The following is a 12297-nucleotide window of genomic DNA, read 5'->3' as shown; positions in this document are numbered from 1 at the left end:
TGTATAGAAGTTGTCTTTGTTACATCTATTTTACAATTGTTAAATATTGTTAACTCCATTCACAGATCATTAGATTCTTAACTAAATAAAAAATGAATGAAAACCAGTATTTATCACTGATTGAAAGGGAAATCCAATTCTTTTGTAGAATATTGCATCAATACATTTTTTTGAAAGGTTTTGATAAGTTTGAAGTCGTTACTATTAACAGGTTTTGAACCTTTTTTAAACTTTCCGATTAACCCAACGGAAAATATTGTGAAAGAATTAGATGGACAATATATAGGTGAATATAAAATTATCGGTAAAATTTTACCTGTTGATTTTCAATCCGCTGGAGATCTTCTCATTCAGTATTTTCATGAAATCAATCCAAATGCAGTTATTTCTTTAGGATTAGCTGGAGGTCGCTATAAAATTACTCCGGAACGTATTGCGATTAATTGCAATGATGGTGCAGCAGATAATCAAGGAAATAAATTTATTGGTAATAAAATCGATGAAGAAGGGCCAGATGGCTTATTTTCAACTTTACCCGTACAAGCAATTGTGGATCATTTAAATGACAATCACTTCCCTGCAGAAGTTTCGAATTCAGCAGGAACTTATTTATGTAATAACATAATGTACCAAATACTTAATGAGTTAAAGAAAAAAGAAAAATCAATTCCAAGTGGGTTTATTCATATTCCAGCTTCTCATGAATTAGCGGTTATACAAAAAAACTTACCAGGTTGGTCACAAACAGATTTAACAAATGCAATTAAGCTAGCCATAAACGTAATTAGTACAAATGAAGAAAATTAATGTATCAATTCATCCAATTGGATGTTCCGGTATTGTTTGTTATTTAGGAGATTCGATTTCAGATGAAACGAATGATTTAGTACATATTATTTCAAACCACTTAAAACATAAATTGAAGCATAAATTTACTGGAGTTGTTCCTTCCTATCATTCAGTTACCTTATATTATGACTCGTATTCATATTCATTTTTCGAATTAAAGAAAGAAGTTGAAGAGCAAATTTTTAATTTGCAAACTTTACATATGAAACATAAGAAAATGATATATGAAATTCCTGTATGCTACGGAAAGCATTATGGTCCTGATATTGAGAATGTCGTGAAGCATAATCAGATTTCACTTAATGAAGTGATTCAGATGCATCAGGAAAACTTATACCGTATTTATATGATTGGTTTTTTGCCAGGTTTTCCATATCTCGGAGGTCTAAACTCAAAATTAGCTACACCTAGATTGATAAAGCCTAAACTTGTTCGACAAGGGGCTATTGGGATTGCTGGGGAACAAACTGGGATCTATCCGTTTGAATCGCCTGGTGGATGGAATATTATCGGCCAAACACCGATTACGATCTTTTCAAATCATTTTGATGATAAAGTATTGTTTCAACCAGGTAGCTTCTTGCGTTTTAAAGCTATTAATGAGTTTGAATATGCAGAAATAGAAAAATCAATGAAAGAAGGTTCATTTTCACTGAAGAAGGAAGTGCAGGAAGAATATGAAAATTGATTTGAATAGTGATATTGGTGAAAGTTTTGGTAGGTATCAAATAGATGACGAAAGTATGATGCCTCATATTTCTTCAGCAAATATTGCATGTGGCTTTCACGCTGGAGACCCGTTTACAATGTATGAAACGGTTAAGCTTGCAAAAAAATTTAATATATCGGTTGGGGCCCATCCAGGTTTTCCAGATTTACTTGGTTTTGGTCGCAGAGAGATGACTTTTACAGAAGATGAGGTATATAAACTAGTACTTTATCAAATAGGTGCTCTATCTTCAGTTTGTAAAGCTCATAAAATAGAATTACACCATATAAAGCCTCACGGTGCATTATACAATATGGCAGCAAAAAATATTAAACTAGCACTGGCAATCATAAAAGCAATTAAATCTTTTGATTCATCTTTAATTTTATATGGACTTTCAAAAAGTAAACTAATCGAAGCAGCAATCGAAATGAATATCCCGTATGCTTCTGAAGTATTTGCCGATCGTACATATGAGGAGGATGGTTCACTCGTCGATCGATGCCTGCCTTATTCTGTACATAAGAGTACGAAAGTAGCAGTAGAACAAGCACTTCAAATCGTAACAACCAATACAGTTACAACAATTTCAGGGAAAATTATCACGTTAGATGCTGATACAATCTGCTTACATAGTGATTCAGCGATAGGGACGGAGCTTGCAGCTGAATTACGTAAAATCTTTCATCAACATCAAATAGCCGTCAAAACAGTTGGAGAGTAAATGACATTGATTTCACTATTTGAAGTTTTAAATGTCGGAGTACTACTTACAATCCAAGATATGGGCAGAATGAATTTTAGACAATTAGGCATTCCTGTTTCTGGAGCGATGGATCAATTAGCTTATCAAATTGGCAATATATTGCTAGGAAACAAACGTGATGTAGCTAGTATTGAAGTTGCGATGGGAGGTACGATTTTAAAAGTTTGTCACGATGTAGATATTGTTATTACAGGAGCGGATCTAGCACCTACAATTAATGGCCAAACAATTCCAATGTATAAAGTTATTAGATTGAAACAAAATGATATGTTAACTTTTCACGGTGCAAAAAGTGGTGTTTATAGTTACATTGCAGTACCAAACGGGATTTGTAGTAAAGTAGATTTTGAGAGCCAATCTTCTTATGCTCTTGCCAAATTAGGTTTGGTTATTCATAAAGGAATGATGATTCATGGTTACAGCACTGAAAAGCGTGAATTAATAAGCCTGAGTAATAAGTGGCACCCAAACTATTCGAATAAAAAAGTAGTTCACTATATTAAGAGTGGGCATTTTAATTTGCTACCCACTGATTTAATTAATCGATTGTCCACAAATTTACTAATAGGAACAAGTAATAGGATGGGCATGTATGTAAGTACGAATGAAAAAATTAACCAAGAGTTTAATGCTAATATACTTTCAGAGGGTACGACATTTGGTACAATTCAAATATTACCAAGTGGGCAACCTATCATTCTCCTGGCAGATTGTCAAACGACTGGTGGATATGTGACATTAGGTACGATTATTCACTCTGATTTATCAAAGCTTTCTCAAGCAAAGCAAGGAGACTACATAAAATTAGTCGCAATAGATATAGAGAATGCGAGAAAACGAAATATAGAGTTGGAAAATTCTTAAAACATTTACATTTAGAAATCCAACAGATAAAAAAGGGGCGATATTAATGAAAGAAGTTTTATCAAGCTTATTTCAAGCTGCTGAAATTGGAGACCATGAATTATTAGATGAACTATTAAATGAGCAACCAGTTTTAGTAAATAAAGAGAATGAAAATGGCTTAACTTTATTAGGCATTGCAGCTCATTATGGACAAATTGAAGTTGTTAAAACTTTAGTATCACATGGTGCAGAAATCAATGCAGTTTCACATTCGAACATTTCATTCATCCCTCAAAATACTGCACTTCACGCATCAATTGCAGGGGCTAAGTCAATAGAAACGATTGAGTATTTACTTGTTAACGGAGCAGATTGTAATATCAAAGATAGTGAAGGACATACGCCATTACATATCGCTGCGTTCGAGGGGAATATTTCAATTGCAAAACTATTAATAGAAAATGGCGCAAAAATTTACAAAAGCCATAATGGAAAAACACCAATCCATATTGCAGAAGAACGTAGCCACACTGAATTTAGTCAATATATTTCATAATTGATTAATTAAAAAAATGGTTCTTAAGACTTTTGGGTTTTCCCATTATTATTTAATAAATAAACATTTGTTGTGTTGTGAGAGCTGTATTGTCACAACACTTTTTGTTATGATGATAGAAAAGTTATGAAAAAGAGGAATTGTTTTGAGAATCAATGTGTTTATTAGTGCATCAGGTTATTGTTCAAGACGCGCAGCAGAAAGACTAGTTGCTGCTGGTGAGGTTAGAATAAATGGCATTATAGCCGAAAAAAATAGCGTGGTGGCCAGTCAAGATATCGTGGAAATAAATGGTGAAGTTATCCAATTATCAAACGAAAAGGATTATATCATATTAAACAAACCAGTTGGGATCACTTGTACAGGATTACAAACTGTAGAGGGGAATATTATCGATTTTGTTGATTATCCGAAAAGATTATTTCCTGTTGGCAGGCTAGATAAAGATTCAGAGGGGTTAATTATACTAACAAACGATGGACCAATTGCACATAAAATCCTACATAGTGAAAATGGACATGAAAAGGAATATATCGTGACGGTTAATAAGCCATTTGATGATGAATTTATAACTAGTATGTCTAACGGTGTACCAATAGGTGATATAACAACAAAAAAGTGTGTAGTGACGAGAGTAGATGAACAAACTTTTCGTATTGTTTTAACACAAGGTTTAAACCGTCAAATCCGAAAGATGGCAAAGCATTTCGGCTTTAAAGTGGTAAAATTGAAGAGGATTCGTATAATGAACATTCAATTAGAGGATTTAGAAGTTGGAAAATGGAGATCTTTATCAGATTTAGAATTAAAAATGCTAATAGATCAATTGAAAGAGGAAGAATAAATGAAAATCTTAATTGACGCAGATGGATGTCCTGTTGTAAACGAAACGATTCAGATCGCCAAAGAGTTCGGTGTGTCTGTACTTTTACTATGCGATACAGCCCATATTATGCAAAGAGAAGGAGCAGAAACAATTATTATTTCACAAGGCGCAGATGCAGTGGATTTTGCATTAGTGAATAGAGTGTCAAAAGGTGATGTAGTCATTACACAGGATTATGGACTTGCTGCCATGGTTTTATCTAAGCAAGCATATGTATTAAATCAAAATGGTCATCAATATACGAACGAAAACATAGATTCTCTCCTTCATTCTCGCTATGTTTCTAAGAAAATTCGTAATGCAGGTGGAAGAGTTAAAGGACCTAAAAAACGTCAAAAAGAAGATAATACAAATTTTGAAATTGGGTTAAGAAAAATGTTAACAACTATTACAATGTAGTACAATAAGTGAAGTAAAATAATCTAAAAAGAGGAGGAGCGCATGTTAACTTTAGCAAGGAAGAACTTAAAGGAATATTTTGGATATGATCATTTTAGAAAAGGACAAGAACAAATTATCGAAAGAGTTTTGTCAGGTCAACACACCGCTGGCATCATGCCAACGGGTGGAGGTAAATCAATTTGTTACCAAATTCCAGCGACAATACTCCAAGGAGTTACCCTCGTCATTTCTCCACTAATCTCTTTAATGAAAGACCAAGTTGATTCCCTACATCAAGTAGGAATTCCATCCACATTTATCAATAGTTCACTTTCATATCATGAGGTAGATGAAAGATTGATGGATTTAAGCATTGGCGAATATAAGATTCTTTATATTGCACCAGAACGTCTTGAATCTGAAATTTTTATAAATCAGTTAAGGCAATTACCTATTAAACTAGTGGCAGTAGATGAGGCGCATTGTATTTCATCATGGGGGCACGATTTTAGACCAAGTTATTTACGAATTAAAGATTTAATTTCTGAATTACCATCTAATCCTACAATACTAGCACTAACTGCAACGGCTACTCCGCATGTAAAATCTGATATTTGTACTCAATTAGGTATAGACGAAGAAAGTGCAATTATAACAGGGTTTGGAAGAGAAAATCTGTCTTTTAAAGTCATTAGAGGACAAAATAGACTTGATTTTATTACTAATTATGTGAAAAAGAATAAAAATGAAGCTGGAATTATTTATGCTGCAACAAGAAAAGAAGTAGATAAAGTAACAGAACAATTGAAAAAACAAGGTGTTTCTGTAGGAAGATATCATGCAGGTTTAAGCGATGTTGAAAGATCAAGACAACAGGATGCATTCCTTCAGGATGATATAAATGTCATTGTAGCAACAAATGCGTTTGGGATGGGGATTGATAAATCGAATGTGAGATACGTCATTCATTATCAAATGCCTAAAAACATGGAAAGTTACTATCAAGAAGCTGGAAGAGCAGGTCGTGATGGATTAGAAAGTGAGTGTATTTTACTTTTTAATGCGCAAGATGTACAAATTCAAAGGTTCTTAATCGAGCAGTCTACTCATGATTTTAATAGAGAAAAACAAGAAATACAAAAACTACAATCAATGAAGGATTATAGTTACCTAGAAACATGTTTACAAGCTTTTATTCTTCACTATTTTGGAGACGAAACTGATCAAACCTGTGGGAAATGTAGTAATTGTATTGATCAACGCAACTCTATTGATATTACAAAAGATGCTCAAATCGTTTTATCATGTATTATCAGAATGGGTGAACGATTTGGTAAAACAATGGTTGCATCAGTATTAACAGGGTCGTCAAATAAAAAATTACTAGACTTTAACTTCCAGACATTATCAACATACGGACTCTTAAAAAATCGTACAGCAAAAAATGTAGGAGACTTAATCGACTTTTTAACGTCGGAACAATATATAGGTGTAACCGATGGGAAATTTCCTTTATTAACGGTAACAAATAAAGGTAGAGAAGTGCTTTTAAATAAGGTTCAGGTAATGAAAAAAGAGGAAGTTATCGTTGAAGCAACTACTACAAACAGTGAGTTATTTGAACAATTACGTACATTGCGTAAAGAAATTGCCACTGAATTAGCTGTACCACCATTTGTTGTTTTTTCTGATAGCACTCTACGAGATTTATGTAAAATACTTCCTGAAACAGACGAAGAATTTTTAGAAGCTAAAGGGGTAGGGCTACAAAAACAACAACGTTTTGGTAAGCAATTTATTGAATTAATAAAGGCATATAAAGTAGCGAATCAAATTGAACAAACAGTTCAACCTATCATCCCTACAATGAAAGAGAAAATTCCTTCACATGAAATTTCATATGATTTATATAAAGAAGGTATAGATATTAAACAAATTGCAAAAAAAAGAGGGTTAAATCCCGTAACGATTGAAAGTCATATACTTCAAGGCGCAGTCGAGGATACTTCATTTGATTGGCATGAAATATTACCAATTCATATAGAGGAAGAAATAAATGCTGCGATTAAAGTGGTTGGAAGTGAAAAGCTAAAACCAATAAAAGAAGAGCTTCATTCTGATATAAGTTATTTCATGATCAAAGCGGCGATTATGAAAGCTGGAATATAAAGTTAGATACCTTTCAATTTTAAAAAAGAGCTTCCACTGTTGGAAGCTCTTTATCTTTATAGTAAAGGACAAGTTTTTAATGTTTATTTGCCTTTACAATTATTTTTTTTGTTTCTTTACTTTCATTGTGATTTCGATCAACTGCTGTAATTACGTAAGTATAGTCTTTATCCTGTGATATTGTACGATCTAGATAAGTAGTTTCTTTTTCAACAGATTTACGAACAGTCGTTAAAATATTTCTTGCGTCGTTTAAATTATATTCATTTGTATCTTCAAAACGATAGACAACATAATAAGTAACATCTTTATCACTTGGGTTATTTTGAATAGTAAGTAGATTTCCTTCAGCGGTTCTTGTCGCTTTTTTAAATTTCGGTTTCTTTGGGGCATGATTATCAATCCAAGGCATTGAAGGGATCAAAGCTTTTGTTTGATACTCAACTTGGCTTAAACGATCTTTAATGCCTAGTGGATTATTATTTAAGCTTTTTATTGAAAAATGCATACTACCTTTTATTTGTGGGATTTGACGATTTAGCGCAATTTGATTTGGTAGTTCGTTTGGTCTTGCCCATGCTTCATTATTGGCATTAATTTTGTAAGCTGCTTGTCCAATATACAAATCAACATTTTTCCCTTCGACTTCCTTTGTCCACCAATCTGCTAAAATATCATAAGCTGCCGGTTCAAACCCAATATTCCAGTAAATTTGAGGGGTAATATAATCTATATATTCATTATTTATCCATTCTCTTGTATCCGCAAATAAATCATCATAATTCGTTTGACCAGCAGTTGTATTTGAGCCTGTTGGATCTTTAGCGATATTACGCCATACTCCAAATGGACTAATTCCGAATTTAACATAAGGTTTTACTTGCTTTATGCTTTCGTTAACCTCTTTTACAAACTCATCTACATTGTCACGTCGCCAATCGTCTTTATTTGTAAATAAAGCTTTACCATACTTTTCGTAAGATAACTGATCTGGAAATTCTTGACCTGCAATGCGGTATGGGTAAAAATAATCGTCCATATGGACTGCATCAATATCGTATTTACTCACAACCTCCATGATCCCATCAACAATAAACTGACGAGCTTCAGGAATACCTGGATCAAAATACAACTGAGAGCCATAAGGTATAACCCAATCTGGATGTTTTCTAGCAGGATGAGACTCTGCTAATGTATTTAAGTCTTCTAAAGTTGCGTTTCCTGGTGTCGAGCGGGGCATCGTAATACGATATGGATTAAACCATGCATGAAACTCAATATTTCGTTTATGTGCTTCTTCGACCATAAATGCAAGAGGATCATATCCTGGATCCTTACCTTGTGTTCCTGTTAAATATTTAGACCAAGGTCCATATTGGGAAGGATAAAATGCATCTGCTGTTGGTTTAATTTGTACAACAACTGAATTCATTCCCATTTTTTCAACATCATCTAATAGTTTAATAAACTCCGATTTTTGCTGCAGTACCGATAAACCTGATTTAGAAGGCCAATCAATATTTGTAACAGAAGCAATCCAAGCAGCACGTAGTTCATGTTTAGGAGGAATCATGTTTTGTGAAAATGTTTCCGCCTTTACAGTTGGAAAATTTGGTAGTAATAATGATGTTCCGACTGATAAAGCAAGTACATATTTCCCAATCTTTCTTCTTTTCATAAGTAATCCACCTAGCTTTCTATTAAATTAGTAGCGCTTACATAATATAAAGCTACCAAAACTGGAAAGTATTGTCTATATAAAATTGAAATAAAATTTCAATTATTTTGAAAATAATTAGAAATGAAATTTCAAAAATATAGTTTGTTTATATATGGAAAGGTTAGGGAATTGAGGTAGGTGGGACTTCTAATAGGTAATGAAATTGGGAGAATAACATTAACGGAATAAATGCTGAAATTGATAAACTCTTTTTCAAACGGTAGGTAACGTACAGTATTATAACTATAAATTTATCAGTCTAGTAAATTTGAACAGTTTATTATGGAAAAAACAGAACATATATTCTGGTATTCTAAGATTCTTTATGGTAAAATTAGGTAGAGTAGAGTTGTGGTAGGTGCCTTTCTTCGGTTGAAGGGAGGTGATATGGTGAATGGTTATGAGATTGCAACATTAATAATCCAAAGTATTGGAATAACATCGACTGTAATCTTGAGTGTAATCGGTATCGTCGTTTCTTTGAATAAAAGAAAATAACCACCCTACCCCTCGAATGGATGTGGTGGCTATATTCACTAGGTCCGAGGGAAGCAACTTTACAATTACTACTCGGAAGAGATGTGTATGCAGCACATCTCTTTTAGTATATTCTTAATGATACTATTATAGTACTTTTAGTATAATTTGACAATGAAGTTGTCTTTCTTTTTACTTAATTTATGATCAATTAGCAATCTTATTTGATGAATTTCTAACTTCTTTTTTTGTAGAATTGAGCAACATGATTAATGCAATCCCTAAAAATGTAAGGAAGATTCCCACAATTTGAAGAGAGGTTGGTTTAAAGCCTGTTATCATAGTATCTAAAACAATAGCTACTGCTGGATCTAAAAAAGTAAGGACTGCAATCGTATTTGCTGGAAGAAATCGAATATTACCAAAAAATAGCGCATAAATTACGCCGGTATGTACGAATCCAATAATTAAAATAAATGTCCAATTCTCAATATGTAAGTTTTGAAATGCACTAAATTTTACAAAAGGGAGAAGTAAAATAAAGCCTAAAGTAGTTTGTAAAAGTGTAGTAAAATAGGCACTTGTTTGAGTTATTCCTTTATTAACGATCATTAAAAAACCATAAAAAATTGCAGCAAGAAATGCCCAAATAACACCAGAAGATAGAAGTGTTTTCAAAGTGAAATCTGAATTAATACCTGATAGTAGAATTGAACCAATAAAACTACTAAAAACACCAAGTAGCGGTATAATCGTTATTTTTTCTTTAAAAATTAGGCTTCCTACTAAGAATAAAATGACTGGTGCTAAATAGTAGATAGAGATCGAAATGGTCACTGATAAATTTTCAAAGGATTTAAATAGAAAAACCCAATTACAAACTAATAAGACGCCACTAATCAGTGATAGAAAAATATCTTTTTTATGATAGATTTCATTTTTATGTAAACCAGTTAAAAACCAAACTAAAAATAAAAAAATACTTGCAAAAATGCATCGAATAAATACTAAATCAATTGCTTTTAAGCCCGTTTTTGGCGTAATAAAACCAATAGTTCCAAATATAGCCATTGCGATGATAATACTAATGGTCGCTTTTTTGTTGACTTCTTGTTTTGTCATGACATCACCTTCTTAATTTAAATATTCTGTCAAATAAGTATAATAGAAAATAGGTTGAAGTATCAATTACTAAATCGTTGTAAATTGTTTTTGTTCTAAACGATTTTTTATAAAAATGCCAAAACTCCTAATACGAAATATCCTAGTATCACCAGAAATAGAATGGAAAGAAGTGTTAAAGTGATTGTTTTCCATACGCCACTACTATAAAGCGCTGATAAAACCGAAAGTAGAAATAAAATCAATATCGTTACATATGCAAATGTATGATTTATATACTTACCATGTATGGAAAGTACGAATAATATATCAGCTAAAAGGAAGAGAATAGATAGTTTCCCAAAATGTTTCTTCATATAGATTCCTCCGTTTTTTTACCTTTTAATATCTATATTCAATAATGATATTTATACAACCTTCATATATTTATAGACAAATCTCTCATTTAAAATAGAATAACATGGTATTTCAAAATTCTTCTTTTATAATATTAATATAAGATTTATAGAAGGATTTTTAGAAAAGGTGTCGAAACATAATCTTGTACATCATCTTAATAGAGTGAGGAGAATTATTTTGAATATTGTCGTAGTAAATGGTTCGCCAAGAGCAATTGGACGAACTGGTGTATTAGCAAAACAAATCGTGGATGTATTTAATTTTTCTTTAGTAGATTTAGCTTTAGGTGAATTACCTTTATATAATGGCGAAGCTGAACAAAAAGAATTAGATGCTGTAAAATCAATTCGAAATTTGCTAATACAAGCAGATGGAATTGTGCTATGTACGCCTGAGTATAATAATGCGATGAGCGGAACATTGAAAAATTTAATCGAGCTGTTTGGATCTGAACCATTTAAGAAAAAGCCGACTGCTTTATTGGCCGTTGCTGGTGGAGGAAAAGGTGGCATTAATGCTCTAAATAATGCAAGAACTGTAGTAAGAGGTGTTTATGGAAATGCGATTCCAAAACAGCTAGTTTTAGATCCAGTTGATTTCAATGAAAATGATTTTACTGTTAAAGAGGATGCATTTACAAAAGTTTCTGAAGTGATTGATGAATTAAAAGAATATGTACAAAAAGAAATTTTATACAAAGAATTTTTAGAATCAAAAAGTTTCTAATAAAAAATGGCCCACTACTAGTAGACACTAGTTTTGGGCCATTAAATGTATATTTTTATTCCATATGGAATGATTTGTCATTTACGTTACGAATTGGGAAATTTACTTTGTAACGAACCGCAATGATTCTAATTAGCGTTGTAATGACAAAACAAATATATAGAGATGATAATTTTGAGAACATTTCACTTGTAAATAGTATGGAGAATGAGCCGATAATTGCAGCAATTGCATAAATTTCTTTTTGGAAAACAAGTGGTATTTCCCTTGCGAACACATCTCGCATAATTCCACCACCGATTCCAGTAATTAATCCCATTGAAACAATTAAGAATGCGCCTTTTAATCCATGGTCAATTGCAGAATACGCACCGACAGCTGTAAATACACCAAGTCCAATTGCATCAGTTAGTATTAAAGTAGTTTGAAACTGTAATGTACGTTGATAAAATAGCCATGTTAAAATAGAAATGACTGTACTTACAATAAAGTATTGAGGCTTTACAAATGCGGTAGGCACGGATTGACCTAAAATAATGTCACGAATTAATCCTCCACCTAAAGCTGTACATGCAGCTAAAAAAACAACACCAAATAAATCCAATTTCTTTTGAATACCGACTAAAGTACCAGAAATACTAGCCGCTATAATTCCTGCATATACAAAAACCTCGATTAAAATCATTCTCCT

Annotated in this window: 13 protein-coding genes; 9 read left to right on the top strand and 4 right to left on the bottom strand. The window is 32.5% G+C overall.

The window, feature by feature from the left end; genetic code table 11:
• The first annotated feature begins 189 nt into the window (after positions 1–189).
• The 8 genes from ACX6U0_RS02100 (at position 190) to recQ (ending at position 7162) form a co-directional block, all read left to right on the top strand.
• Complete coding sequence (locus ACX6U0_RS02100) at positions 190–807, top strand: pyroglutamyl-peptidase I (protein WP_464958354.1); 618 nt, start codon at positions 190–192, stop codon at positions 805–807.
• Positions 794–1537, top strand: coding sequence for a 5-oxoprolinase subunit PxpB (pxpB, locus tag ACX6U0_RS02095; protein ID WP_464958353.1), 744 nt, complete (start codon positions 794–796; stop codon positions 1535–1537). The genes ACX6U0_RS02100 and pxpB overlap by 14 nt, the downstream gene beginning before the upstream one ends.
• Positions 1527–2282, top strand: a complete 756-nt coding sequence (locus ACX6U0_RS02090; RefSeq protein WP_464958352.1) for a 5-oxoprolinase subunit PxpA — start codon at positions 1527–1529, stop codon at positions 2280–2282. Before pxpB ends, ACX6U0_RS02090 begins: the two co-directional genes overlap by 11 nt.
• Positions 2283–3188: a 5-oxoprolinase subunit C family protein gene (locus tag ACX6U0_RS02085; RefSeq protein ID WP_464958351.1), complete on the top strand. Its 906-nt coding sequence runs from the start codon at positions 2283–2285 to the stop codon at positions 3186–3188.
• A 46-nt stretch (positions 3189–3234) separates the two neighbouring features.
• Positions 3235–3726, top strand: coding sequence for an ankyrin repeat domain-containing protein (locus ACX6U0_RS02080; protein WP_464958350.1), 492 nt, complete (start codon positions 3235–3237; stop codon positions 3724–3726).
• Between the two features lie 145 nt (positions 3727–3871).
• On the top strand, positions 3872–4570 hold the full coding sequence (locus ACX6U0_RS02075) for a pseudouridine synthase (protein ID WP_464958349.1): 699 nt from the start codon (positions 3872–3874) through the stop codon (positions 4568–4570).
• Positions 4571–5011, top strand: a complete 441-nt coding sequence (locus ACX6U0_RS02070) for a YaiI/YqxD family protein (protein ID WP_464958348.1) — start codon at positions 4571–4573, stop codon at positions 5009–5011. It begins immediately after the preceding gene.
• A 42-nt stretch (positions 5012–5053) separates the two neighbouring features.
• Positions 5054–7162 carry a DNA helicase RecQ gene (recQ, locus tag ACX6U0_RS02065; RefSeq protein WP_464958347.1) on the top strand — a complete coding sequence of 703 codons (2109 nt, stop codon included), beginning with the start codon at positions 5054–5056 and terminating at the stop codon, positions 7160–7162.
• Between the two features lie 76 nt (positions 7163–7238).
• On the opposite strand, the gene ACX6U0_RS02060 is transcribed toward recQ, so the two are convergent.
• From ACX6U0_RS02060 to ACX6U0_RS02050, 3 genes are all read right to left on the bottom strand, one after another.
• Positions 7239–8840 (bottom strand): glycoside hydrolase family 10-like protein, encoded by a 1602-nt coding sequence (locus ACX6U0_RS02060; protein ID WP_464958346.1) that lies wholly within the window; start codon positions 8838–8840, stop codon positions 7239–7241.
• A 726-nt stretch (positions 8841–9566) separates the two neighbouring features.
• Positions 9567–10481 carry a DMT family transporter gene (locus ACX6U0_RS02055; RefSeq protein WP_464958345.1) on the bottom strand — a complete coding sequence of 305 codons (915 nt, stop codon included), beginning with the start codon at positions 10479–10481 and terminating at the stop codon, positions 9567–9569.
• A gap of 107 nt (positions 10482–10588) precedes the next feature.
• On the bottom strand, positions 10589–10837 hold the full coding sequence (locus ACX6U0_RS02050; RefSeq protein ID WP_464958344.1) for a hypothetical protein: 249 nt from the start codon (positions 10835–10837) through the stop codon (positions 10589–10591).
• 220 nt (positions 10838–11057) lie between these two features.
• On the opposite strand from ACX6U0_RS02050, the gene ACX6U0_RS02045 reads away from it, so the two are divergent.
• On the top strand, positions 11058–11606 hold the full coding sequence (locus ACX6U0_RS02045) for an NADPH-dependent FMN reductase (RefSeq protein WP_464958343.1): 549 nt from the start codon (positions 11058–11060) through the stop codon (positions 11604–11606).
• A gap of 55 nt (positions 11607–11661) precedes the next feature.
• On the opposite strand, the gene ACX6U0_RS02040 is transcribed toward ACX6U0_RS02045, so the two are convergent.
• A complete protein-coding gene (locus ACX6U0_RS02040; protein ID WP_464958342.1) occupies positions 11662–12291 on the bottom strand; it encodes a trimeric intracellular cation channel family protein in 630 nt (209 codons plus the stop codon).
• Between the last annotated feature and the right edge of the window lie 6 nt (positions 12292–12297).

The organism is Gottfriedia sp. ABJ_BB2_2 (genome assembly GCF_055484705.1).
The sequence above is the reverse complement of the archived record's forward strand: the minus strand, read 5'-3'. Positions and strand labels throughout refer to the sequence as shown.